The 24,452-nt window shown below is 68.6% G+C and carries 24 protein-coding genes; 13 read left to right on the top strand and 11 right to left on the bottom strand.

Annotated features, from left to right (window positions below):
• Positions 1-224 precede the first annotated feature (224 nt).
• The 3 genes from CP973_RS01035 to CP973_RS01025 all read right to left on the bottom strand — a co-directional run bounded on the left by CP973_RS01035 (position 225) and on the right by CP973_RS01025 (position 3,369).
• Positions 225-1,484 carry an MFS transporter gene (locus CP973_RS01035; protein ID WP_150236736.1) on the bottom strand — a complete coding sequence of 420 codons (1,260 nt, stop codon included), beginning with the start codon at positions 1,482-1,484 and terminating at the stop codon, positions 225-227.
• A gap of 77 nt (positions 1,485-1,561) precedes the next feature.
• Positions 1,562-2,644, bottom strand: a complete 1,083-nt coding sequence (locus CP973_RS01030) for an inositol-3-phosphate synthase (RefSeq protein WP_150236735.1) — start codon at positions 2,642-2,644, stop codon at positions 1,562-1,564.
• Between the two features lie 47 nt (positions 2,645-2,691).
• Positions 2,692-3,369, bottom strand: coding sequence for a PadR family transcriptional regulator (locus CP973_RS01025; protein WP_150236733.1), 678 nt, complete (start codon positions 3,367-3,369; stop codon positions 2,692-2,694).
• Between the two features lie 365 nt (positions 3,370-3,734).
• Here CP973_RS01025 and CP973_RS01020 point away from each other — a divergent pair, with 365 nt between their 5' ends.
• Together CP973_RS01020 and CP973_RS01015 are read left to right on the top strand one after the other, a co-directional pair.
• The gene (locus CP973_RS01020; protein WP_150236731.1) at positions 3,735-6,422 is read left to right on the top strand and encodes a transglycosylase domain-containing protein; all 2,688 of its coding nucleotides are present in this window, start codon (positions 3,735-3,737) and stop codon (positions 6,420-6,422) included.
• Between the two features lie 107 nt (positions 6,423-6,529).
• Positions 6,530-8,023: a glycosyltransferase family 87 protein gene (locus tag CP973_RS01015; RefSeq protein ID WP_150236729.1), complete on the top strand. Its 1,494-nt coding sequence runs from the start codon at positions 6,530-6,532 to the stop codon at positions 8,021-8,023.
• A gap of 75 nt (positions 8,024-8,098) precedes the next feature.
• Here CP973_RS01015 and CP973_RS01010 read toward each other — a convergent pair whose 3' ends face one another.
• The 3 genes from CP973_RS01010 to CP973_RS01000 form a co-directional block, all read right to left on the bottom strand.
• Positions 8,099-9,130: an alanine racemase gene (locus CP973_RS01010; protein WP_150236727.1), complete on the bottom strand. Its 1,032-nt coding sequence runs from the start codon at positions 9,128-9,130 to the stop codon at positions 8,099-8,101.
• 56 nt (positions 9,131-9,186) lie between these two features.
• On the bottom strand, positions 9,187-10,305 hold the full coding sequence (locus tag CP973_RS01005) for a lipid II:glycine glycyltransferase FemX (RefSeq protein ID WP_150236725.1): 1,119 nt from the start codon (positions 10,303-10,305) through the stop codon (positions 9,187-9,189).
• A gap of 128 nt (positions 10,306-10,433) precedes the next feature.
• Entirely contained in the window at positions 10,434-10,751 is a 318-nt protein-coding gene (locus CP973_RS01000) for a hypothetical protein (protein WP_150236724.1), read from the bottom strand.
• 230 nt (positions 10,752-10,981) lie between these two features.
• Between CP973_RS01000 and rpsF the strand changes: the two genes are divergently transcribed.
• From rpsF to rplI, 4 genes are all read left to right on the top strand, one after another.
• On the top strand, positions 10,982-11,272 hold the full coding sequence (gene rpsF / locus CP973_RS00995; RefSeq protein WP_003978891.1) for a 30S ribosomal protein S6: 291 nt from the start codon (positions 10,982-10,984) through the stop codon (positions 11,270-11,272).
• Between the two features lie 78 nt (positions 11,273-11,350).
• Positions 11,351-11,935 (top strand): single-stranded DNA-binding protein, encoded by a 585-nt coding sequence (locus CP973_RS00990; protein WP_030598827.1) that lies wholly within the window; start codon positions 11,351-11,353, stop codon positions 11,933-11,935.
• A 106-nt stretch (positions 11,936-12,041) separates the two neighbouring features.
• Positions 12,042-12,278: a 30S ribosomal protein S18 gene (rpsR, locus tag CP973_RS00985; RefSeq protein WP_003978893.1), complete on the top strand. Its 237-nt coding sequence runs from the start codon at positions 12,042-12,044 to the stop codon at positions 12,276-12,278.
• Between the two features lie 18 nt (positions 12,279-12,296).
• Positions 12,297-12,743 (top strand): 50S ribosomal protein L9, encoded by a 447-nt coding sequence (gene rplI, locus CP973_RS00980; protein WP_150236722.1) that lies wholly within the window; start codon positions 12,297-12,299, stop codon positions 12,741-12,743.
• Between the two features lie 70 nt (positions 12,744-12,813).
• On the opposite strand, the gene CP973_RS00975 is transcribed toward rplI, so the two are convergent.
• Together CP973_RS00975 and CP973_RS00970 are read right to left on the bottom strand one after the other, a co-directional pair.
• Positions 12,814-13,692 (bottom strand): trypsin-like serine peptidase, encoded by an 879-nt coding sequence (locus CP973_RS00975; RefSeq protein WP_150236720.1) that lies wholly within the window; start codon positions 13,690-13,692, stop codon positions 12,814-12,816.
• 39 nt (positions 13,693-13,731) lie between these two features.
• Positions 13,732-15,069 carry an MATE family efflux transporter gene (locus CP973_RS00970; protein WP_150236718.1) on the bottom strand — a complete coding sequence of 446 codons (1,338 nt, stop codon included), beginning with the start codon at positions 15,067-15,069 and terminating at the stop codon, positions 13,732-13,734.
• A gap of 465 nt (positions 15,070-15,534) precedes the next feature.
• On the opposite strand from CP973_RS00970, the gene dnaB reads away from it, so the two are divergent.
• Complete coding sequence (gene dnaB, locus CP973_RS00965; RefSeq protein ID WP_208853115.1) at positions 15,535-17,007, top strand: replicative DNA helicase; 1,473 nt, start codon at positions 15,535-15,537, stop codon at positions 17,005-17,007.
• A 24-nt stretch (positions 17,008-17,031) separates the two neighbouring features.
• Here the strand turns inward: dnaB and def are convergent, their stop codons facing one another.
• Positions 17,032-17,697 carry a peptide deformylase gene (def, locus tag CP973_RS00960; RefSeq protein ID WP_150236714.1) on the bottom strand — a complete coding sequence of 222 codons (666 nt, stop codon included), beginning with the start codon at positions 17,695-17,697 and terminating at the stop codon, positions 17,032-17,034.
• Between the two features lie 111 nt (positions 17,698-17,808).
• Between def and CP973_RS00955 the strand changes: the two genes are divergently transcribed.
• On the top strand, positions 17,809-18,387 hold the full coding sequence (locus tag CP973_RS00955) for a winged helix-turn-helix domain-containing protein (RefSeq protein WP_150236712.1): 579 nt from the start codon (positions 17,809-17,811) through the stop codon (positions 18,385-18,387).
• Positions 18,388-18,400: 13 nt separating this feature from the next.
• On the opposite strand, the gene CP973_RS00950 is transcribed toward CP973_RS00955, so the two are convergent.
• Positions 18,401-18,835, bottom strand: coding sequence for a MerR family transcriptional regulator (locus CP973_RS00950; RefSeq protein ID WP_150236710.1), 435 nt, complete (start codon positions 18,833-18,835; stop codon positions 18,401-18,403).
• Positions 18,836-18,935: 100 nt separating this feature from the next.
• Between CP973_RS00950 and CP973_RS00945 the strand changes: the two genes are divergently transcribed.
• The 4 genes from CP973_RS00945 (at position 18,936) to CP973_RS00930 (ending at position 22,140) form a co-directional block, all read left to right on the top strand.
• The gene (locus CP973_RS00945) at positions 18,936-19,742 is read left to right on the top strand and encodes an amidohydrolase family protein (protein ID WP_150236708.1); all 807 of its coding nucleotides are present in this window, start codon (positions 18,936-18,938) and stop codon (positions 19,740-19,742) included.
• A gap of 78 nt (positions 19,743-19,820) precedes the next feature.
• Complete coding sequence (locus CP973_RS00940) at positions 19,821-20,222, top strand: YunG family protein (RefSeq protein ID WP_150236706.1); 402 nt, start codon at positions 19,821-19,823, stop codon at positions 20,220-20,222.
• 132 nt (positions 20,223-20,354) lie between these two features.
• A complete protein-coding gene (locus CP973_RS00935; RefSeq protein WP_244409220.1) occupies positions 20,355-21,404 on the top strand; it encodes a DNA polymerase III subunit beta family protein in 1,050 nt (349 codons plus the stop codon).
• Positions 21,405-21,417: 13 nt separating this feature from the next.
• Positions 21,418-22,140: a hypothetical protein gene (locus CP973_RS00930; RefSeq protein WP_208853114.1), complete on the top strand. Its 723-nt coding sequence runs from the start codon at positions 21,418-21,420 to the stop codon at positions 22,138-22,140.
• 83 nt (positions 22,141-22,223) lie between these two features.
• Here CP973_RS00930 and CP973_RS00925 read toward each other — a convergent pair whose 3' ends face one another.
• Entirely contained in the window at positions 22,224-22,652 is a 429-nt protein-coding gene (locus CP973_RS00925) for a MerR family transcriptional regulator (RefSeq protein WP_150236704.1), read from the bottom strand.
• Positions 22,653-22,999: 347 nt separating this feature from the next.
• Here CP973_RS00925 and CP973_RS00920 point away from each other — a divergent pair, with 347 nt between their 5' ends.
• Positions 23,000-24,367: a serine hydrolase domain-containing protein gene (locus CP973_RS00920; RefSeq protein WP_208853224.1), complete on the top strand. Its 1,368-nt coding sequence runs from the start codon at positions 23,000-23,002 to the stop codon at positions 24,365-24,367.
• The last annotated feature ends 85 nt before the right edge of the window (positions 24,368-24,452 follow it).

Here is a 24,452-nt window from a genome sequence, read left to right as displayed (position 1 = left end):
CGCTGTCGTGTTTCACGTGAAACGAGGGTCGTCTCCCCTTCTTGCTGCCTTCGAGGCCGAGCGCGCCCCTGCTGCGGTGTGGGCGGCCGGTGACATCCGAGTAGGCGTTGTACTCCGTCAGGTCGCACAGCTTCTCGTCGGTGCTGTTGCCATGCACCTCGAATGTGACGGGGCGCGAGGTGATCCTGTCGCCACTGGGGCGCCCCAGGGCCGGGCTCGGGCGACTAGCGCCGTACAAAGCGGGTCAGCGACACCGCGGTTGTCGCGTAGAGCAGAGCCACGGTGACGACGAGGACGCTGGACCTGCCGTCCGGCGGCAGCATCAGCGCCGCCACGGCAGCGGCACCGACGTAGGCGACGTTGAAGAGCATGTCGTAGACCGCGAAGACACGGCCGCGGAAGGCATCGTCCACGGACGACTGCACCACCGTGTCCGTGGAGATCTTGGCCGCCTGGGTGCTGAGGCCGAGGACGAAGGCGGCGATCAGTAGCGGCACGTAGGCGAAGGACAGTCCCAAGGCCGGTGTCAGTACCGCCGACAGTCCCGCACAGCAGGCCATCCAGACCAGGGGCGTGTACCTGCCCACGGCCGACGGCGTGATGACGGCGGCGGTGAAGAAGCCCGCGCCCGATACGCCGACGGCGATCCCGAGGAGCGCCAGCCCACCCGACTCGCTGTCGGACCATGCGTATCGGCACAGCATCAGCACCGTCACGGTCAGCGCCCCGTAGCAGAAGCGCAGCGCGGTCATCGCCGCCAGTGCCGCCGCGGCGGTACGCCGCTCCACGAGGTGGCGCAGCCCGGACACCAAGCCCCGTGTGGTGCTCAGCAGTGCCGCGCCGATACGAGGTTGGAGCTGGGAAGGGTCTGGCCCCAGCAGCCCCGGGCCCATGCGCAGCGAGACACCGGCGGCGCACAGGTAGAGGGCGGCGGCCAGCAGCACGATGGCCGTGTTCGACTGGGCCCCGGCCAGCCGGACGGCGAAGGCGAGCCCACCGCCCGCGGTCGTCGCGAGCGTGCCGGCGGTCGGGGACAGGGAGTTGGCCACGACCAGCTGTTCCGTACCGACGACCACACGCGGCAGGGCGGCCGAGAGCCCGGCCAGCACGAAGCGGTTGACGGCCATGACGGAGAGCGCGGAGGTGTAGAAGAGCCAGTCGGAAGCTCGCGCGGTGATCAGGGCCGCGGTGCCGACGGCGAGCACGGTGCGCAGCAGGTTGCCGTACAGCAGAACCTGCCGACGGCGCCACCGGTCGAGGAGGACACCCGCGAAGGGGCCGAGCAGCGAGTACGGGAGCAGCAGGACCGCCATGGCGGAAGCGATGGCCGCGGGAGATGCCTGTTTCTCGGGCGAGAAGACGACGTACGTGGCGAGCGCGACCTGGTAGACACCGTCGGCGGCCTGTGAGAGGAGCCGTACGGCCAGCAGGGAGCGGAAGTCGCGCAGCTGGAGCAGTACGCGGAGGTCACGCACAACGGGCATGTGACCCAGCCTCACACAGCGCACAGGCCCCCGGACGGAATTCCGGGGGCCTGCGGGCTAGGCGGACGGCGCGGTGCTCAGCGCTCGACCTCACCCTTGATGAACTTCTCGACGTTCGCGTGCGCCTCGTCGTCGAAGTACTGCACCGGCGGCGACTTCATGAAGTACGAGGATGCGGAGAGCACCGGGCCGCCGATGCCGCGGTCCTTGGCGATCTTCGCGGCGCGCAGGGCGTCGATGATGACACCCGCGGAGTTCGGGGAGTCCCAGACCTCCAGCTTGTACTCCAGGTTCAGCGGGACGTCGCCGAAGGCACGGCCCTCCAGACGCACGTAGGCCCACTTGCGGTCGTCCAGCCAGGCGACGAAGTCCGACGGGCCGATGTGGACGTTGTCCTCGCCCAGCTCGCGGTCGCGGATCTGCGAGGTGACGGCCTGGGTCTTGGAGATCTTCTTGGACTCCAGGCGCTCGCGCTCCAGCATGTTCTTGAAGTCCATGTTGCCGCCGACGTTCAGCTGCATCGTGCGGTCCAGGACGACGCCCCGGTCCTCGAAGAGCTTGGCCATCACGCGGTGCGTGATGGTGGCGCCCACCTGCGACTTGATGTCGTCACCGACGATCGGCACGCCGGCCTCGGTGAACTTGTCCGCCCATTCCTTGGTCCCCGCGATGAAGACCGGCAGGGCGTTGACGAAGGCGACCTTGGCGTCGATGGCGCACTGGGCGTAGAACTTCGCGGCGTCCTCGGAGCCGACGGGCAGGTAGCACACCAGGACGTCGACCTGCTTGTCCTTGAGTACCTGGACGATGTCCACCGGCGCCTCGTCGGACTCCTCGATGGTCTGGCGGTAGTACTTGCCCAGACCGTCGAGGGTGTGGCCGCGCTGCACGGTCACACCGGAGTTCGGCACGTCGCAGATCTTGATGGTGTTGTTCTCGCTGGCACCGATGGCGTCCGCCAGGTCGAGGCCGACCTTCTTGGCGTCGACGTCGAAAGCGGCCACGAACTCGATGTCACGCACGTGGTAGTCGCCGAACTGCACGTGCATCAGGCCGGGCACGCGGCTGTTCGGGTCTGCGTCCTTGTAGTACTCGACGCCTTGCACCAGCGAGGCGGCGCAGTTGCCCACGCCGGCGATGGCTACGCGAACCGAACCCATTCCGGTTGCTCCCTGTGTTCTCGACAAGCCCCGCGGACTGCGGAGCCTCATGTGGTGGTGTCATCGGACGGATCCGGCCGGGAACCACCCCGACGCCGGGGCAGGCCGCCCGTATCTCCTGACGTGTCCTTCTGGTTCCGCTCAGCGGGGTCCACGGCGCGTTGATCACGTCCGGCGCGTTCGCTCTCGATCAGCTCGTTGAGCCACCGGACCTCGCGCTCCACGGACTCCATGCCGTGCCGCTGCAGTTCGAGGGTGTAGTCGTCCAGCCGCTCGCGCGAACGTGCCAGGGATGTGCGCATCTTTTCGAGGCGCTCCTCCAAGCGGCTGCGGCGGCCTTCCAGCACCCGCATCCGTACGTCGCGCGAGGTCTGCCCGAAGAAGGCGAAGCGGACGCCGAAGTGCTCGTCCTCCCACGCGTCCGGGCCCGAGTGGGCGAGCAGCTCCTCGAAGTGGCTCTTCCCCTCCGGTGTCAGCCGGTAGACGATCTTCGCCCGGCGCCCCGTGAGGGACGTGGGCGCGGTCTCCGGATCACCGCCCGTCTCCTCGGTCAGCCAGCCGTTCGCGACCAGCGCCTTCAGGCAGGGGTAGAGGGTGCCGTAGCTGAACGCACGGAAGACCCCCAGCGACGTGTTGAGCCGTTTGCGCAGCTCGTAGCCGTGCATGGGGGACTCGCGGAGCAGTCCGAGGACGGCGAACTCAAGGATGCCGGACCGCCTGCTCATGCCCGCCTCCTTGTCCTCGTGCGTTCTTTATGCCGAGCTGATGTATCGATTCGATACATCCAGACGATAGGTCGGGCCCACGGGAGCGGCAAGAGGGATGACGGTGAGCGCCGTCACATCACTGTTTCGGTCTCACCAACCTGACGGATTTGGAGTGAATTTCAACAGTGAGCAGGTTTTGGCCGTGCGTAGTCTGTGCGGCATGCAGACTGCCGGGAACCGTGGGGCGACAGGGGACGTCCCCGTCCTCGGTGTAGTGCGACCCCATGAGCCATATGGGTGCCGTACGTCGGGGGGACCTGAAGCCAACTGCCGCCTTCAGGCGACGAGATAGATAGCGCGCCTGCCCGAGGAGTATTCGTTCCATGAGCGAGCACCGTCGCAAACCGCCCCAGCCACAGGGCGGCGGACGTGCAGCGGCCCGACGAGCCGCACAGCAATCGGGGCGCCGTGCGGCGCCCTCCCGTGGCTCCGCCCCCGGCCCGGCTCCCGACTCCGGGGCGTACGGGCAGGAACGGCCGGCCGGCGGCAGAGCAGAGGCGCGGCGGGCCGCGCAACGCGGTGGTCGGCGGCGCGCTTCCGATACGGCCGCGATGGCCTCGGGCAGTGGCCATGGCGGCCGTGGTGGTGGTCGGCGCACCGGCGGCGGTGGTGGCGAAGGCGGTCGCGGGCGGGGCCGGGGAGCGGGCAACCCCGGCAAGAAGCGGCTCATCGACTATCCGCGGTCCGGCAAGATCGGCTGGCGCCGCTTCGTGCCCTCGTGGAAGCAGGTCCTCACCACCTGCATCGGCTTCATGGCGCTGCTCGTCGGCGCGGCAGGTCTCGCACTCGCGTACGTGGACATCCCGGACGTGCAGAAGGCGTCGCAGCTGCAGAAGAACGTCTACTACTGGTCCAACGGCAAGCCGATGGTCGTCGCCGGCGGTGGCGAGCTCAACCGCCAGATCGTGCCGATCGACTCGATCCCCAAGACCATGCAGAACGCGGTGATCTCTGCGGAGAACGCCTCGTTCTATCAGGACTCGGGCGTCGACCCGATGGGCATCGCGCGTGCCATCTTCAACATGGCCAAGGGCGGCGAGACCCAGAGTGGCTCGACCATCACCCAGCAGTACGTGAAGAACACGTACCTCGATCAGTCGCAGACGCTCAAGCGCAAGGTCACCGAGCTGTTCATCTCGGTGAAGGTGGGCATCCAGGTGAAGAAGGACACCATCCTGGCCGGCTACCTCAACACCGCGTATTACGGGCGCGGTGCGTACGGCATCCAGGCGGCGTCCCGGGCGTACTACGGCAAGGACTGCGACAAGCTCACGCCGAGCGAGAGCGCCTTCATGGCCGCGCTGCTCAACGGCCCCAACCTCTACGACCCGTACATCACGACGGAGACCAAGGGCGCGAACCTCAAGCGGGCCGAGAACCGCTGGAAGTGGACGCTGGACCGCGAGGTCGAGGTCGGGCGGATGACCAAGGCGGAGCGGGACCAGATCAAGGAATTCCCGATGCCCCGGAAGCCCAAGAAGGCCATGGACCTCCGCGGCCAGAAGGGCTACCTCGTCGACCTCGCGAACAACTACATCACGGCGAACACCAACATCACGGACGCCAAGCTGAAGATGGGCGGTTACGAGATCCACACGACCTTCGACGAGAAGAAGGTCAATGAACTCGCCGAGTCCGTGGACAAGGTCACCAAGGAGCACATCAGGCCGGACCAGCGCGAGGTGGACAAGTACATCCAGTTCGGCGGCGCCTCGGTCGAACCCAAGACCGGCAAGATCGTCGCCATCTACGGCGGCAAGGACGCGACCCAGCACTATACGAACAACGCCGACTACACAGGTGTCCAGGTCGGTTCGACCTTCAAGCCGTTCGTGCTGGCGGCGGCGATGACCGACGGCGTACGGGATCCGCACAATCCCCAGCGGCGCACGCGGGTCTCGCCGAACAGCATCTACAACGGCGACAACAAGCTGAAGCTGCTCAACTACGACGGGACCGTCTGGCACGACAAGGACGGCAAGGAGTGGCACCAGGCGAACGACGGCAACGAGGACCGCGGAAAGATCACCCTGCGTACCGCCATGCAGTTCTCGGTGAACACACCGTTCATCCAGCTCGGCATGGACGTGGGCCGTGACAAGGTGAAGGAAGCGGCCATCGCAGCGGGGCTGCGCGACGACCAGAGCATGGCGAAGACCACCCCGACCTTCTCGCTGGGCACCTCGGCGCCGAGCGCGATCCGGCTGGCCGGCGCGTACGCCACCTTCGCCGCCAGCGGCCAGCAGAGCGACCCGTACTCGGTCGAGAGCATCGAGAAGGACGGCAAGACCGAGTACAAGCACACCGACAAGCCCAAGACGGGCTTCAGCGCGGCGGTCGCGGACAACGTCACGGACGTTTTGAAGACCGTGATCGAGAAGGGCACCGGTACGGCGGCGAAGCTGCCCGACGGCCGTGAGGCGGCCGGCAAGACCGGCACCACCGACGACAACAAGTCGGCGTGGTTCGCCGGGTACACGAAGCAGCTGGCCACCACGATCGGCATGTGGCGGGTGGACGACCAGGCCAAGCAGCAGCAGTTCCTGAAGATGTACGGCGTGGGCGGCGAGAAGAAGGTCCACGGCGCCTCGTTCCCGGCCCGCATCTGGGCGGACTACATGGCACAGGCGATGAAGGGCCAGAAGCTCGAACGCTTCCCGGACCCCGCGCCGATCGGTCAGACGGTCTATGGCGACGGAATGAGCCCGTCCCCGAAGCCCACCCCGTCCGCTCCGACGCCGAGCTCCCCGACGCCCACACCGTCCAAGACGGTCAAGCCCAGTGAGCCCGCGAGCCCCACTCCGACCACCACCTGCGCGGACTGGGACCTCGCATGCCGGCACAACGGTGGCACGACCGACGGTGGCCAGACCGGCGGCCGGCCGGGTGGCGGGGACACCGGCGGTACCACCACGTCACCCGACCCGAGCACGGGGGGACCCGGAGGCGGTGACGACGGTGGCATCTTCGGACGCCCGGCAGGCGGGACATCGGGTGGACGACGCGATTGACCGCTGACTGTTTCACGTGAAACGTGACAGCCGAAGCCCCCGACCCGGTGGATCCGGGCCGGGGGCTTCTCCGTGTTCGGCCCAGGACCGTACGGCAGGATGGGCGCATGACGAGCGTGGGACAGGACGAGCCCGTACGGCCGACGAGGCGGGACGAGGTGGCGGCTGCCGGCAGCGAGCTGATCGGCGGTCCTGCCGGACGGCGCGCTTTCTTCCGCACGGGCTGGTGGAACCCGGTACGCATCGTCGCGCTGGTCGCCATCGGGATGTTCGCCCTCGGTATGGTGCAGAAACTGCCCTGCTACAACAGCGGCTGGTTCTTCGGCGCCACCAGCCAGTACACGCACGCCTGCTATTCCGACATCCCGCACCTGTACGCGGGTCGCGGATTCGCCGACGGACTGATCCCGTACTTCGACAAACTGCCCGGTGACATGGAGTACCTCGAATACCCGGTGCTGACCGGAGTGTTCATGGAGGTCGCCTCCTGGATGACGCCCACCGGGGGCTCGATCCAGCAACGCGAGCAGATCTACTGGCTGGTCAACGCGGGCATGCTGATGGCATGCGCGGCGGTCCTCGCGGTCTGCGTGGCACGTACCCACCGGCGCCGTCCGTGGGACGGGCTCCTGGTCGCCCTCGCCCCGGCCCTCGCTCTCACCGCCACCATCAACTGGGACCTGCTGGCCGTCGCCCTGACCGCTGTCGGGATGCTCATGTGGTCGCGCAGCCGGCCCTTCGCGACGGGCGTGTTCATCGGACTGGCGACCGCCGCGAAGCTGTACCCGGTGCTGCTGCTCGGACCGCTGCTCATCCTGTGCTGGCGGGCGGGACAGTGGCGCGCCTACGGCAAGGCCGTGATCGGTGCCGCTGCCGCATGGCTGGTGGTCAATGTGCCGGTGATGATCACCCATGACGCGTCCGGATTCCACATCAGGGAGGGCTGGTCGAAGTTCTACACCTTCAGCCAGGAGCGGCCCATCGATTTCGGTTCCATCTGGCTGCTCATCTCCCAGCGCACGGGCAACCCGATGGAGGACGCGAACACCTACGCCACCCTGCTCATGATCCTCGGCTGTGGCGCCCTGGCCCTGCTGGCCTTCTACGCGCCGCGCCGGCCGCGGTTCGCGCAGCTCGCCTTCCTGGTCGTCGCGCTCTTCATCCTGACCAACAAGGTCTACTCACCGCAGTACGTGCTGTGGCTGATCCCGCTCGCCGCACTGGCACGGCCACGCTGGCGCGACTTCCTGATCTGGCAGGCGTGCGAGGTCATGTACTTCCTCGGCATCTGGATGTACCTCGCCTACATCGGCAACGGCGACAAGCACCAGGGGTTGCCGCTGGAGGGCTACCAACTGGCCCTGATACTGCATCTGTTGGGGACGCTGTATCTGTGTGCCGTGGTGGTGCGGGATGTGCTGCTGCCGGAGCGGGACCTCGTACGCAGGGACGGTGAGGACGACCCGTCGGGCGGGGTGCTGGATCACGCACCCGATGTCTTCGTGCTGGGCCGGGCGCATCGGCTGTCCCGGCACGCCTTGCAGTTCGAGAAAGCGGCGCAGGTCCGCTGGGGTGTGGCCGGCGACTCCGTCCACCGGTAACCGCGCGCACGGAACGGGCCCGGTGCCGCAGATCTGCTCTGCGGCACCGGGCCCGATGTTTTCGTTCTGGGCGGCTCAGCGGTCCACGAGGCGGTCGTACTGCGTCGTGGTGTGCCGCAGGTGCGCCACCAGTTCCTCACCCACCTGCGGCTCGGGGGCATCCCCCGGTACGAAGAGGATGGAGACCTGCATGTGCGGAGGCTCCGCGAACCACCGCTGCTTGCCCGCCCACACATACGGCGAGAGGTTGCGGTTGACGGTCGCCAGGCCCGCGCGGGCCACGCCCTTGGCGCGGGGCATCACGCCGTGCAGCGCCTTGGGCGACTCCAGGCCCACGCCCTGCGACGTACCGCCGGCCACCACGACCAGGTAGCCGTCCGAGGCGGCCTTCTGCTGCCGGTAGCCGAAGCGGTCGCCCTTGCTGACCCGGGTGACGTCCAGGACCGAGCCGCGGTACTCGGTCGCCTCGTGGTCACCGAGCCACAGACGCGTGCCGATCCGCGCGCGGAACCGTGTCTGCGGGAACTGCTGCTGGAGACGGGCGAGTTCATCGGCCTTGAGGTGGCTGACGAACATGGTGTGCAGCGGCAGGCGGTTGGCCCGCAGCCGGTCCATCCAGCCGATGACCTCCTCCACCGCGTCGGAGCCGTCGGTACGGTCCAGCGGGAGGTGGATGGCGAAGCCCTCCAGCCGTACGTCCTCTATGGCGGCGGCCAGCTTCGGGAGGTCTTCCGGCAGCACGCCGTGGCGCTTCATGCTGCTCATGACCTCGATGACGACCCGGGCGCCGACCAGGCCGCCCACGCCCTCCACCGAGGAGACCGAACGGATGGCACGGTCCGGCAGCGGAACCGGTTCCTCGCCGTGCCGGAACGGCGTCAGCACGAGCAGGTCACCGCTGAAGAAGTCCTTCATGCGGGCCGCCTCGTAGGTCGTCCCGACGGCGAGGAGGTCGGTACCGAGGAGGGCCGCTTCCTCGGCGAGGCGCTCGTGCCCGAAGCCGTAGCCGTTGCCTTTGCAGACCGGGACGAGCCCTGGGAACTGCTGCAGAACGCTCTGCTGGTGTGCCCGCCAGCGCGCGGTATCGACGTAGAGGGTGAGCGCCATGGCCGGGCCCGGAACCTTTCTCGTAGCTGCGTTGCGGTCGAAACAGAGGGGAGAGGTCAGCGGCGCGACATGTAGATGTCGAGCGCCTTGTGCAGGAGCTTGTTGAGCGGGAAGTCCCACTCGCCGAGGTACTCGGCTGCCTGCCCGCCTGTGCCCACCTTGAACTGGATGAGGCCGAAGAGGTGGTCGTTCTCGTCGAGCGAGTCGCTGATGCCGCGCAGGTCGTAGACGGTGGCGCCCAGCGCGTAGGCGTCGCGCAGCATCCGCCACTGCATGGCGTTGGAGGGCCGGACCTCACGGCCGATGTTGTCCGAGGCGCCGTAGGAGTACCAGACGTGGCCGCCGACGACCAGCATCGTCGCGGCGGAGAGGTTCACGCCGTTGTGGCGGGCGAAGTACAGCCGCATGCGGTTGGGGTCCTCGGTGTTGAGGGCCGTCCACATGCGCTGGAAGTAGCCGAGCGGCCGCGGCCGGAAGCGGTCGCGCACCGCGGTGATCTCGTACAGCCGCTGCCACTCGGGCAGATCCTCATACCGTCCCTGGACGACCTCGACGCCGGCCTTCTCGGCCTTCTTGATGTTGCGGCGCCACAGCTGGTTGAAGCCCTTGTGGACGTCCTCCAGCGAACGGTTCTCCAGCGGCACCTGGAAGACGTAGCGCGGCTGTACGTCACCGAAGCCGGCCCCGCCGTCCTCGCCCTGCTGCCAGCCCATCCGGCGCAGCTTGTCGGAGACCTCGAAGGCGCGCGGCTCGATGTGGGTGGCCTCGATGTCGCGCAGCCGCTTGACGTCCGGGTCCTGGATACCGGACTTGATCGCGGCGGCGTCCCAGCGCCGGATGATCACCGGCGGGCCCATCTTCACCGAGAAGGCGCCCTGCTGCTTCAGATGCGCCAGCATCGGCTTCAGCCAGTCCTCCAGGTTCGGGGAGAACCAGTTGATCACCGGGCCCTCGGGCAGGTAGGCGAGGTACCGCTTGATCTTGGGCAGCTGGCGGTAGAGGACCAGACCCACGCCGACCAGCTGTCCGCTCTTGTCGAACCAGCCCAGGTTCTCCGAGCGCCATTCGGACTTCACATCGGCCCAGGCCGGCACCTGCATGTGGCTCGCCGAGGGCAGACTCTGGATGTACGCCAGATGCTGCTCTCGGCTGATGGTCCTCAGGGTCAGGCTCATGCGGGGCGCTCCTCGGCAGGTTTGTCCCCAGGGTCGGGGCTCCGGCTCTCGCGCCGAAGCCTACTGCGACAGGGGAGCGCCCCGTTTGGGCGAAGGGGGGTGGAGCCCCGGCGCCCGCCCAGGCCCGGCTAGCCGAGGACCCCGCCGAAGAGACCGCCGTGGGCCATGCCGAGGAAGAATCCGACCGCCGCGGCACCGAGCCCGATGATCAGCAGGAAGCGCTCGGCGGTCGTCGCGGAGATGAACTGTCCCCACGCCCCGGTGCCGATGCCGATCAGTCCCGTCCAGGAACTCAGCAGGTGAAGGTGGTGGAAGTGGGCGGTGAAAAAGGCGATCAAGCCGAAGACCAGCGTCACGGCGACCAAGGTGTTCTCGACCGGATGGGCCTTGCCGTCGCTGTTCAGAAGGGAGAGGAGGCCGTGCTGCGGCCGGACTGCCTGTGCCATGCGACACCTCCGATGACAGGGCGGCGAACTGTAACGCCGCTCACACCCGTTGTGTTCCAGATTGGGGGGATCAGCCTCCGGATTTCAACCGGAGGCTTGGCGGCAGGTACTCTGTACAGTCTGCGCCCACGTCTGCCCAGGTCTCCTGGGTCGGCCCGGTGCGGAACGCATCATGACCCTCCTGCCACGGAACGACCGTGGCCGCTGAGTCCAAAGGAGGTGGGTTCAACATGCGTCACTACGAGGTGATGGTCATCCTCGACCCCGATCTCGAGGAGCGCGCTGTCTCCCCGCTGATCGAGAACTTCCTCTCCGTCGTCCGTGAGGGCAACGGAAAGGTCGAGAAGGTCGACACCTGGGGCCGTCGTCGTCTCTCGTACGAGATCAACAAGAAGCCCGAGGGCATCTACTCGGTCATCGACCTGCAGGCCGAGCCTGCGGTCGTCAAGGAACTCGACCGTCAGATGAACCTGAACGAGTCGGTCCTCCGGACCAAGGTCCTCCGTCCCGAGACCCACTGAACGCATCAGCGTCAGCGGTGACCGGGTTCGAGTAGCCACACCAGCAGCCAGCAGCACACCCGCCGAGAGGTTCCCCTAATGGCAGGCGAGACCGTCATCACGGTCGTCGGCAATCTTGTCGACGACCCCGAGCTGCGCTTCACCCCGTCCGGTGCGGCGGTTGCGAAGTTCCGCGTCGCATCCACCCCCCGCACCTTCGACCGCCAGACCAACGAGTGGAAGGACGGCGAGAGCCTGTTCCTGACCTGCTCGGTGTGGCGTCAGGCGGCGGAGAACGTCGCCGAGTCCCTCACGCGGGGCACCCGCGTGATCGTGCAGGGCCGCCTGAAGCAGCGGTCGTACGAGGACCGCGAGGGCGTCAAGCGCACGGTCTACGAGCTCGACGTCGACGAGGTCGGCGCCAGCTTGCGCAACGCCACGGCCAAGGTCACCAAGACCTCGGGCCGCGGTGGCCAGGGCGGCGGCTTCGGCGGCGGCCCGCAGGGCGGTGGCCAGGGTGGCGGCGGTTGGGGCGGCGGCCCCGGCGGCGGCCAGGGCGGCGGTGCTCCCGCCGACGACCCGTGGGCGACCGGTGCCCCTGCAGGCGGCGGCCAGCAGGGTGGCGGCGGCGGTGGCTGGGGCGGTGGCTCCGGCGGCGGCTACTCGGACGAGCCGCCCTTCTAGGTCCGACGACCGGCCCGTACGCACGCTGTTTCACGTGAAACAGCGTGAAACGGCCGGGGGCCTGAGGGCGACAGCACAAACTTCTTGAACTCACTGGAGAGAGACAATGGCGAAGCCGCCTGCTCGCAAGCCTAAGAAGAAGGTTTGCGTGTTCTGCAAGGAGAAGATCTCCTACGTCGACTACAAGGACACGAACCTGCTGCGGAAGTTCATCTCCGACCGCGGCAAGATCCGTGCCCGCCGGGTGACCGGCAACTGCACCCAGCACCAGCGTGACGTCGCCACGGCCGTGAAGAACAGCCGTGAGATGGCGCTGCTGCCCTACACCTCCACCGCGCGATAAGGGAAGGGTGACCGACACATGAAGATCATCCTCACCCACGAGGTCTCCGGCCTCGGCACTGCCGGTGACGTCGTCGACGTCCGTGACGGGTACGCCCGTAACTACCTGGTCCCGCGCGGTTTCGCGATCCGCTGGACCAAGGGTGGCGAGAAGGACGTCGCGCAGATCCGCCGCGGTCGCAAGATCCGCGAGATCGCCACGATCGAGCAGGCCAACGAGATCAAGGGCCAGCTTGAGGGCGTCAAGGTGCAGCTGGCCGTGCGTGCCGGCGAAGCCGGTCGCCTGTTCGGCTCCGTCACCCCGGCCGACGTCGCCTCGGCGATCAAGGCCGCCGGTGGCCCCGACGTGGACAAGCGCCGCGTCGAGCTCGGCTCGCCTATCAAGACCCTGGGCTCGCACCAGGTGTCCGTGCGTCTGCACACCGACGTCGTAGCGAAGCTGGGCGTCGAGGTCGTCGCCGCCTGATCGCAGCGGTCGTAGCACCACGCCGAAGGGCCGCACTCCGGAAACGGGGTGCGGCCCTTTCGCGTACCGGTCAGTCCTCGGCCTCGTCCTGGGCCCGCTTGTAGAGGTCGGCCACCTCATCACCGAAGTACGCGGCGTAGGAGACATCGTCCTCGTCGCCGCCGCCCTCGTGGCCGCCCAGAACACCGATCACCGTGCCCGTGTGGCTCTTGGGGTCGTAGTCGGCGAGCCAGGGGCTGCCGCTCGTGCCGCCCGCGAAGTCGGTGCACTGGACGCGCATCTGGGTGTCGCTGAACTTCGTCGTGCGGTTGTGGCACGAGATCGGGGTCTCGCTGCTGGTGGGATAGCCGGTGATCTTCACATCGTTGTCGAAGCCGGGATCGATGCCGAGGGTGTTGCCGCCCAACACGTCCTGGATCTGCTTGCCGTCCTTGCTGTCGAGAACGAGGAAGGCGACGTCCATGTTCTCGTCCTGGGACTTGGCCCAGCGGTCGTCGACGACGACCTTCCTGACCTTCCACAGGCCGGTCGGTTCCTTGCCGTCGCGGTAGTCGGGCGCGAAGACCAGGTCCTCCACGGGCCGGCCGGTCTCGGCGTCGAAGGCGCAGTGCGCCGCGGTGATCAGCATGTTCCGGCCGGGGCTCTGCACGACACTGGCGGTGCAGAAGTGATCGCCGGAGTCGTCCTTCTCGAAGATCGCACCCACTCGGGCGTTCTGCTCGGTGCTGCGCGGGGTGTACGCGCTGCCGTCGTCGGCGGGGGCCGTGGCGGACGGGTCCTGGTCCTGGGGGTCGTGGTCCGACTCCCCCGATTTGCCGAATCCGCTCCTGATGGTGCCGCCGCCGCGGCTGCTGGTGTCGGCTTCCTGGGAGGCGTAGCCCACTATGACGCCGGCCCCGATGACGGTCAGCGTCAGGGGCAGGACGATTTTCCTGGCAAGCGGGCGCACACGGTCATTATCAGCATGGCCGGTTTACTTGGGGTGTCTTCAACGCGAGGCTCCGGTCACAATCCACCGACCCGACCGGGTGCGTGTCCACAATGTCAGCATCCGCACGGTCATCATCAAGGCCATGGCCCACCACAGGGCGGTCAGGCCGCCGCCGACGACGGGCACCAGCAGCGCGGCGGGGGCGAAGAGGGCCAGCGTCACCAGCATCGCCCACGCCAGGTACGGGCCGTCGCCCGCGCCCATGAGCACGCCGTCGAGAACGAAGACGATGCCGGAGACCGGTTGGGTGAGGGCGACGACGAGAAGCGTGGGCAGCAGCACGTCCTTCACGGCGGGGTCGGTGGTGAACAGCGGCATGAACAGGGGGCGGGTGAGCACCACGAGCAGGCCGAGCACCACGCCGGAGGCGATGCCCCACTGCACCATGCGCCGACAGGCCGCCTTGGCGCCCGCCGCATCGTCGGCTCCCAGGTAACGGCCGATGATCGCCTGGCCCGCGATGGCGATGGCGTCCAGGGCAAAGGCCAGCAGCTGCCAGAGGGTGATGACGATCTGGTGGGCGGCCACCTCGGCGTCACCGAGGCGGGCGGCGACGGCGGTCGCGATCATCAGGACGGCGCGGAGCGAGAGCGTACGTACCAGCAGCGGTACCCCGGCCTGGGCGCAGGCCCGGATCCCGGCGGCGTCCGGCCGGAGCGATGCGCCGTGCCGTCGCGCACCGCGCACCACGACGAACAGGTAGACGGCGGCCATGCCGCACTGGGCGATGACGGTTCCCCAGGCCGAGCCCGCGATGCCGAGTCCGGCACCGTAGACGAGTCCGATGTTCAGGACGGCGTTGACGGAGAAGCCGCCGACGGCCACGTACAGCGGGGTCCGGGTGTCCTGGAGACCGCGCAGGACACCGGTGGCCGCCAGCACCATGAGCATCGCCGGGATGCCGAGGGCGCTGATGCGCAGATAGGTGACGGCGTACGGAGCGGCGGTCGCGGAGGCGCCGAAGACGTCGACGAGCCAGGGAGCGGTGGGCAGGACGGCGGCCAGGACGGCCGCACCGAGCAGGAGCGCGAGCCAGATGCCGTCCACGCCCTGCCGGATGGCACCGGAGCGGTCACCGGCGCCGACCCGTCGGGCGACGGCGGCGGTGGTGGCGTACGCGAGGAAGACGAAGACGGAGACGGCGGTGGTCAGCAGCGGGGCGGCGACTCCGAGTCCGGCGAGTTGGCGGGTACCGAGGTGGCCGATGACGGCGCTGTCGACCATGACGAAGAGGGGCTCCGCGACCAGCGCGCCGAAGGCGGGCAGGGCAAGCGAGATGATCTCGCGGTCGTGGCGGCGGTCGGGGCGCCGCGGCGTCGCGGGGGCCTGTGTCATGCTGCCAATCTAATCTTCCACAGGTAAGTGACACAACTGCCAAGCGGCCCTTACCGGCTGCCAGGCGGAGTGTTCTGCTCCGTGGCGTTTGGGTCGATCATGAACAGGTTCCCGAAGTTTTTCTCCCCCACAGCCTATGGATGACAAAAGCGCAGTTCAGAGCGGCTGTGGACAGCTGATTGTGTGTTTGTCCACAGCGGTGTCCCCCGTGCCGTGCACAGGTTCGGTGCACTTCTCCACAGGATCGGGTCCATCGTCCACATGGCCTGTGGATAACCAGATTGGCGGACGGTGCCGTCGGGCCTACCGTAGTCCGGCGCCTGGCCCCTGTTTCCGTCCGAGAACCCATCCGCACTCGACGCGCCGTAACCGGAGCCGGGCCTCTCGCTTTGTCAGAGCTGTGCCGTAAGAAAGAAGCGCACAGCAAGGTCCGCGCTGCGGACGGGAGGAGGTGCCGGGGTGAGCATGCCCGAGCCCGTGGAGGACCCCTGGGCGGACACCGGCCCCAGCGACCGGCTGCCCGCCGCGCGCTCCCGTCGAGGCGAGGGCAAGGGCCGTGGCCGCGACGACCGGCGCGAGCGCGGCGACGAGGAGGGCGGCTGGGCCCCCGGTGGCTTCGAGCGCGTACCGCCGCAGGATCTGGACGCCGAGCAGTCCGTGCTCGGCGGCATGCTGCTGTCCAAGGACGCCATCGCGGACGTCGTCGAGGTCCTCAAGGGCCACGACTTCTACCGCCCGGCCCACGAGCTGATCTACCAGGCGATCCTCGACCTGTATGCGAAGGGCGAGCCGGCCGACCCCATCACGATCGCGGCCGAGCTGACCAAGCGCGGTGAGATCGGGCGGGTCGGCGGCGCGTCGTATCTGCACACCCTCGTCCAGTCCGTGCCGACGGCGGCGAACGCCGAGTACTACGCCGAGATCGTCCACGAACGGGCGGTCCTGCGCCGGCTCGTCGAGGCCGGCACGCGCATCACACAGATGGGATACGCGGCCGACGGCGATGTGGACGAGATCGTCAACAGCGCCCAGGCGGAGATCTACGCCGTCACCGAGCAGCGCACCAGCGAGGACTACCTGCCGCTCGGCGACATCATGGAGGGCGCGCTCGACGAGATCGAGGCGATCGGCTCCCGCCAGGGGCAGATGACCGGCGTACCGACCGGCTTCACCGACCTGGACTCCCTGACCAACGGCCTGCACCCCGGCCAGATGATCGTCATCGCGGCGCGTCCCGCGATGGGTAAGTCCACCCTGGCGCTCGACTTCGCCCGAGCGTGTTCGATCAAGAGCAATCTGCCGAGCGTCATCTTCTCGCTCGAAATGGGCCGCAACGAGATCGCGATGCGTCTGCTGTCCGCCGAGGCGCGGGTGGCCCTGCACCACATGCGCTCCGGCTCCATGACGGACGAGGACTGGACCCGGCTGGCCCGCAGGATGCCCGACGTTTCGGCCGCGCCGCTGTACATCGACGACTCGCCGAACCTGTCGATGATGGAGATCCGCGCCAAGTGCCGCCGCCTCAAGCAGCGCAACGACCTCAAACTGGTGGTCATCGACTACCTCCAGCTGATGCAGTCCGGTGGCTCCAAGCGCGCCGAGAGCCGTCAGCAGGAGGTCTCGGACATGTCCCGTAACCTCAAGCTGCTGGCCAAGGAACTGGAGATCCCGGTCATCGCGCTCTCGCAGCTGAACCGTGGTCCCGAGCAGCGTACGGACAAGAAGCCGATGGTTTCGGACCTGCGTGAGTCCGGTTCCATCGAGCAGGACGCGGACATGGTCATCCTGTTGCACCGCGAGGACGCCTACGAGAAGGAGTCCCCTCGCGCGGGCGAGGCCGACCTGATCGTGGCCAAGCACCGTAACGGCCCGACGGCGACCATCACCGTGGCGTTCCAGGGCCACTACTCGCGGTTCGTGGACATGGCGCAGACCTGAGAGGCGCCTGCCGCCGCCGAATTCTCACCGGCCCAGAAGGGCCGCCTTCTGCACGCGTCGCGCGAAGACCTCCTCGCGACGGTCCGCCATCTGCCGCAGAGCTTCCTTGCGGTCCCGCTTGGACAGCCGGTCGAGATAGGTGTGGCCGAGGAGGTGGTCGGTCTCGTGCTGAAGGCACCGTGCGAAGTAGCCCGTGCCTTCGATGACGAGGGGGTTTCCGTCCTTGTCGAGACCACGGACGACGGCACGGTCCGTACGGGGGACCGTCATGGTGGCGCCGGGTACGGACAGGCAGCCTTCGCATGCTTCGATGAGTCGGCGACCGCCGGGTTCGGGTACGTCCAGGACCGGGTTGATGATGTGGCCGACGTGCCGGATGCCGTCGTCGTCCGGGCAGTCGTACACGAACAGCCGCAGGTCGACACCGACCTGATTGGCGGCCAGGCCGGCGCCGTCGGCTATGTGCATGCTCAGGAACATGTCGTCGATGAGCGTGGACAGCTCGGCGGAGCCGAAGCCGGTCACTTCCTGGCACGGGCGGCTCAGAACTTCCTCACCGATTTCCGTGATCCGTCGTTCCGAACCCCGCTCCGCCTCCGGGGGAAGAGCGGGGTAGGAATCGACGGGGCGGCCCTGCACACGGACTCGCCGGTCTGCGGTACGCGTCGTCCGGTCGTGACGAACAGGCATCGCTGTCTCCCCTTCTGCGCACGTCACAGGAGCCGTGGACACCGCCGCGGCTGATCTGCCCCGCGCGAGAGTCGCTTGCGCGGGGCTTTGCAAAGTAGCAGACTTTGCAAAGTGACTGAGGATGATCTCGCCGCGCACGCCCACCGGACGCGTGACGCCGACGCCGTGTTGCCCGAGCACGAGGTCCGTACGGCCTTGCTGGACCTGTTGGCGGAAGTCGGCACCGTCACCGCGACCGAAGCCGCCGCACGGCTGGGCTACAGCTCCGGGCTCTGCTCGTTCCACCTTCGCCAACTCGCGCGGCACGGACGCATCGAGGAGGCCCCGCACCGTGGGGGCCGCGCACGGCCTTGGCGCCTGACGCGGCGCGACGCCGCCTCCGGTACGCCCGAGGAGGAGCAGTTCGGAAACTTGGCGCGTGGCCTGGAGGACGAGAGCTGGCAGCGATGGCTCACCCAACGCGACCAAGCACCGGTCGAATGGCGCAACGACGAAGCCTTCAGCGCGGTCGCCTACCTGACGCCCGAAGAGATGAGCCGGGTCGCCGAGGCCATCCGACGGGTACTGGCCCCCTATCAGGACCGCGAGCAGCGTCCTCTGGCCCGACCTGACGGTGCCCATCCGGTGGCGCTCATCGCCCGGTTGTTCCCGTTGCTTTCGGAGACGACGGGTGATGGGAATTCGGAGTGAAGCCGTGGTGACTTCAGGTGGTTCTGCGGGGCTGGCGGGTCGTGCTCTTGGGCTCCATACGGGCCGTAGGCGCTGCGTTGTCCGTAGGCTTCGGTGCCTGCCGCGCTGTTGCCTCGTCGATGGTCTTTTGCAGTGCCTGACGAGCGGCAGCGAGGTCGGCGGAGCGGCGGTCGAGGTCGCGTAGCTGGGCGTGGAGAGCGTCGAGCACCCCGGGGCAGGGGTGTACGGCGGCGGTGCCGGTCGTGCAGGGCAGCACCTGACGGATGATGCGGGTGGGGAGCCCGGCGGCGAGGAGCGCGCGGATGCGTCGTACGGCGGTGACGTCGGATTCGGCGTAGGTCCGGTAGCCGTTGGGCAGGCGCTCGGGACGGAGCAGACCCGCCCGCTCGTAGTAGCGCAACAGCCGTTCGCTGCTCCCGGACCGCTCGGCCAACTCACCGATCAGCACGGTCCGTCCCCTCGCTTGACCTTCCAACCATGTCAGGGATCAACACTGCTTCCGCCTGCCCGCATTCCGCGGGCGGCCCGTACCACCGGAAGGCGCAAGCGTGATCATCGACGGCCACAGCCATGTCCACGACCCGCTCGACATCCACCTGTCCGCGTTGGACGACGCGGGGGTGGACCGTACGGTCCTCTTCCCCACCCGTCCGCATCCCGAACGAGCGACGGACCTGGTGTCCCTACGCCATGAGATGAGCGTGTTGGACCGGGCGTTGGCGGGGGGCTCCGCCGGCGGCTCGGGGGCCGCTGGGGACGATGGGTACGCCAAAGCGTGGCAGGAGCTGGACGCGGCGCTGGCCGCTCAGCCGTCGCGCTTCCTGGGCTTCGGGGCCGTTCCCTTGGGCCGTACTGCTGACGAGACCGCGGCCTGGGTGGAGCGAGAGGTGGTGGGCCGAGGGCTGTACGGCATCGGGGAGCTCACCCCGCCGCCGGATCGGGCGGCACTGGTGGAGCCGGTGCTTCGAGCGGCCGCCGACCACCGCGGGCTTCCGGTGGTGGTGCACGGCTACGCCCCCACGAGCGCGGCGGACCTGCACACCCTGACCGACCTGGCCGCCCGCTATCCGAAGGTGCCGTTGGTGATCAGCCAACTGGGCGGGAGCCATTGGATGCAGGCGATCGAACTCGCCCGGACCACACCCAACGTCTACCTGGAGCTCTCCACCGCCCACCTGATCTTCGCGGTGCGTCTTGCGATCCGCGAACTGCCCGCCCGCACCCTCTTCGGCTCGGACGCTCCCTATGGTGACCCGGTCGTCGCCCGAACTACGGTGGAACGGGTCACACGGCCCGGGGAGGTCCGCGAGCGGGTGCTGGGCGGGAATCTGGCCGTGCTGCTGGGGCTGTCGTGAACGCCGGGTCGGCATCCGAGCCCGGGGGCCGATCGGCGTACCGGCCGACTGTCAGTGGTCTGCCTCAGACTGCGCAGCATGATTCCTTGGACTCTCACCGACATCACCGAAGCGGTGCGCGCGAGTTGGGCCGCTGACACGTGCTCTCCCGACGACCTGGCCCGGGACGGCTGGTCCAGCGACAACCCTTCCTGGGGCCATTGCGACATCACCGCGCTCGTCGTGAACGACTTCTTCGGCGGGGGCCTCATGGTCGGCGAAGTGCACCTTGAGGGGGAAGGGCACGGTCATCACTGGTGGAACCGGCTCCCCAGCGGCATCGAGATCGACCTCACTCTGGAGCAGTTCCGGCTCGGGCAGGTGGTGACCGGGGGCCGGGCCGTGCGACGCCCCACAGGTCGGCCGGCTCCGCGCTGGGATGAGTACGAGATGCTGCGTGACCGGGTCCGAAGCAGGCTCGGCGGATACCCCGGTAGGTGATCTGAGGAGCCGCCTCGTCGGTGGCTTTGACCTTCAGGTTGCTTGAAGCTCGACAATCGCGTGCATGGACGAGAGCGAGGAGCTGCTGGGCATCGGGGCGTTCGCGCGGCGCGTGGGGCTGACTCGCGGCGCGTGGGGCTGACTCCCAGCGCGCTGCGTTTCTACGACGATTGCGATGTCCTGCGGCCCATCAGGGTCGATCCGGCGAGCGGGTACCGGTTCTACGGGCCCGAGCAGGAAGTCCGGGGCGTACTTCTGCGCCGGCTGCGTGCGGCGGGACTGCCACTGGTGGACGTCAGAGTCGTGCTCGACGGTGGCGAAGCGGAAGCCCGTACGGTGCTTCGCACGCACCTGGAGCGCACGCGACGGACCGCGGACACCGCGCGGGTTCTGGTGGAGGGGCTGCTCCGCGATCTCCCGGGGGGAGCGTCGGAGCAGCCCCTGGGGCGGGCCGTCGTCGGGGGTGCGGAGCTGGCCAGTGCGGTACGGCAGGTGGGGCCCGCCGTGGCGGATGCCGGGACGCAGCAGGAGTTCCCCGTCCTTGGGTGCGTGTTGATCGAAGTCGGCGACGGGGAGCTGCGGTTGGTCGCCACCGATCGGTACCGGCTCGCGGTCCGTGTGCTGCGGGCCGGGACGGTGGACGGTGGCCCGTGCCGGGTGCTCGTCGATGCCGCGGAACTGGCGGACATGGCGGCCTGGGCCCTGCGGCGGCAGTACGTCGATGTCGAGGTGTACGGCGATGGCGGGTGCCTGGTCGGGGCGGGCGGTGAGCGGCGTGCGTTCGTGGGGCGGACGGAGGAGTACCCCGATTACCGGCTGGTGCTGGACGGCCTGAATGACGTACGGCATCGGGTGATTGTGGACCGGGAAGCGCTGCGCGAAGCGTTCGCCGAGCGGGAGAAGGGCGCCGTGCTCACTGTGCGGTCCGGAGCGCAGGAGGCGGCCATCAGCGGAGATGGCGGCAGCCGGGTCACGGTGAGTGCGGTGTGCACGGGCCCGTCGCTACGGGTGGCTTTCGACCCGGCGGTGCTCGTACCCGCGCTGGATGCGGGCGTAGGCCCCGATGTGTTGCTGGAATTCGCCTCCGGTGCGGAACCGGTTGTCGTGCGCTCCGCTGATCAAGGCAGCTTCACGACCTTGGTGATGCCGGTGCGGGAGCTTGTTTCACGTGAAACGGACTGAGGGGAGAGGGGCCGTGGACCCGGAGAACCACGTGGTGCGACTGTGCGTACGAGGTATGGGCGCCGAGGCCCGGGGCGAGGAGGACGAGGCGCGACGGCTGTTTCTACAGGCCTGGGACGAGGCGACCGACGACTACGAGGCCTGTATCGCTGCCCATTACGTGGCCCGACACCAGACCACGCCACAGGACACGTTGCGGTGGAACCGGGAGTGCCTGGACCGGGCCGACCGAGTGGGGGATGAACGCGTACGTGGCTTCTACGCGTCCCTGTACGCGAACATGGGGCGCGCGCACCGCGAGCTCGGCGAGATGACCGCCGCACACGCGTACTTCGTGCGGGCTGCCGAACGGGTACGTGACATTCCCGAAGGGGAGTACGGGGTGTGGAACCGGTTCGCGATCGCCGAGGGGCTGCGTGAAACGGCCGCCCCGTCGGTGGTTGGCGACACTCCCGAGTGCCGGGAGGGGACGGAACCGGTGAGGGCGTCGCCGACCGAGTTGCTGTCCGGTCTGGTGACCAAGCTGTGTGAACGCAACGAGCTGAAGGCGCTGGGATTGATCCTGCCCGCATTCCTGGGCGACCTGGGGACCGAGGAGGATCGGGTACGGCTCCGCTCGGCTCTGCACATGGTGCATGCGGCACGGTGGCTCCCGGCAGTGGAACAAGCGGCTTTGGAAGCGGCCATTACGGCGCTGGCGGAGACGGAGGCGGACAGGGCTTCGGTTGCTGGATGAGAGGCGGGGAAACGGAAGCCGCTCTGCATGGGACCGGGACCGGGGTCGGAGGCTTCAGCCTTCTCTGAACTGGTATCGCGGGATCAGGCACCGGGTGAGGACAGCTCGCACTGTGGTTGGGGCCCGCCGGGCTGAAGGGAGGCGTTGGCCAACTCGCCGAGGGCCTGTTCGGCGCGGGCGAGCTCGTTGCCGACCTGCTCCCGTACGTCCTGGAGCTGGGCGATACAGGTGTCCAGCTCGGCGAGCTTGCGGCGGTACACCTGAAGCGAAGCGGGGCAGGAATCGCCGGACGGGTGGCCGGCGCGCAGGCACTCCACGAAGGGCCGGGTCTCCTCCAACTCGAAGCCGAAGCGTTGCAGCATGCGGATCTGCTGGAGAAGCCGCAGGTCGGATTCGTCGTAGGAGCGGTGGCCGTTCGGCGTACGTTCGGCGTGCAACAGTCCGCGCGCTTCGTAATACCGCAGGGTTCGGGTGGTCGTCCCGGCCCGCTCGGCAAGCTCTCCGATCCGCATTTCCATTCCCCCATCCGGCCCGGTTCGGTGCTGGCCGGGCCCGCCATGCCGAAGACCGTAGTGCCAGGAGGCGCCGTTCACGAGTGCGGGCTCCGGGCGGCTTCTTGTGGCGGTCGGCTCCCTCACGAGAGGAGTCGGTGCTCGTGGCCGGACGACGGCAAGTTCGAGTTTCCGGGGCGGTTCTCGCGGGGCGGGTGATGGGATGGGCCCGTCCTTTTCCCGTGATCGTTGTTGAGCTGTCGAGGAGTGCCATGAGCGCGGAATCATTCGGCGTGGCCCAGGGCCTGGTGTCGTCCGAATCGGTGAGCGGTTCGCAAGAGCGTGGTGCCGAGCGGTTCGGGACGTTGTTGCCGGAGACGCGGCGGGCGCTGGTCCGGCGCCTGGCCGTGGGCCAGGCGGAGGGGCGCGCGCCGTCGATGACAGGAGCGGTCGTACGGGGCGGGCGGGTGGCCTGGACGGGTTCCCGCGACGGTTCCTGCCCTGATGGCGCCGGTGGGGTGGACGTGCAGTACCGGATCGGGTCGATCACCAAGACGTTTGTCGCGGTGCTGGTGATGCGGCTGCGAGACGAACGGCTGCTGACGCTGGAAGACCGGATCGGCGAACATCTGTCGGGCAGCCCGGACCCCGACGTGACCATCGCCCAACTGCTCTCGCACAGCTCCGGGCTGGCGGCGGAAGCCCGCGGGCCCTGGTGGGAACGGACGCCCGGCTCGTTGCGGCAGACGCCCGGTGACCTCTTCGAAGACAACCCCCGCCGACTGCCCGCCGGGCGCCGATTCCACTACTCCAACCCGGCCTACGCCCTGCTGGGCTCGCTGGTCGAGCAGAAGCGGGGCGGACAGACCTGGGGCGAAGTGCTGCGCCGTGAGGTGCTGGAGCCGCTGGGCATGAGCCATACGTCGCTCCTCCCTGAGGCCCCGCATGCCGACGGCTGGGCCGTGCACCCGTGGGCGGATGTGCTGCTGCCGGAGCCCGCCGAGGACACCGGGCTGATGGGCCCGGCCGGACAGCTGTGGTCCACGGTGGAAGACCTGGGAAGGTGGGCGGCCTTCCTGACGTACGGGGACGACCGGGTGCTCGGTGCCGCCACCCTGGCCGAGATGCGGACACCCGCCGTACCGCCCGAGGGCACGCAGTGGGACGCCGGCTACGGGCTCGGCATCCAGCTCACACGGCGCAACGGCCGCCTGCTGTTCGGCCACACCGGTTCGATGCCCGGCTTCCAGTCCTCCCTGTGGATCGACGGGGCGGAGGACGTCGCCGGCATCGCTCTGACGAACTGCACGTCGGGGCCCGCGATCAGCGCCATCGCGGCCGACCTGGCCGGGATCGTCGCGGAGCGGGAGCCGAGGATCCCCGAGCCGTGGCGTCCGCTGGCCGGCCCGCTGGACGAAGACCTACTGGCACTCACCGGACCCTGGTACTGGGGCGCGCACCCGTACGTGCTGCGGTTGCGTGCGGACCGGGGCCTGGAGATCTCGCTGATGTCGGGGCCGGGTGGGCGTGCCTCGCGGTTCCGCGCGGAGGCCGACGGCACGTGGACCGGGCTCGACGGTTACTTCGCGGGCGAGAAGCTGCGCGTAGTCCGGAACGAGGGCGACGGCTCGGTGAGCCACCTGGACCTGGGCACCTTCGTTTTCACCCGTGGCCCGTACGCGCCTGCCGGGCCGGTACCGGGCGGTGTCGACGCCGAGGGCTGGCGCGGGCGCTGACGGCTGTGTCGGGCCCGCCACGTGTGAGCCATGAGTGGCGGGGCGGGCCAACGGGGGCGAGGAGCGGGGCCGTGGGGGCGGACCG

Origin of the sequence: Streptomyces albofaciens JCM 4342 (assembly GCF_008634025.1) — a bacterium.
GTDB classification, from domain to species: Bacteria; Actinomycetota; Actinomycetes; order Streptomycetales; family Streptomycetaceae; genus Streptomyces; species Streptomyces albofaciens.
This window is presented reverse-complemented; position numbering and strand designations above follow the sequence as displayed.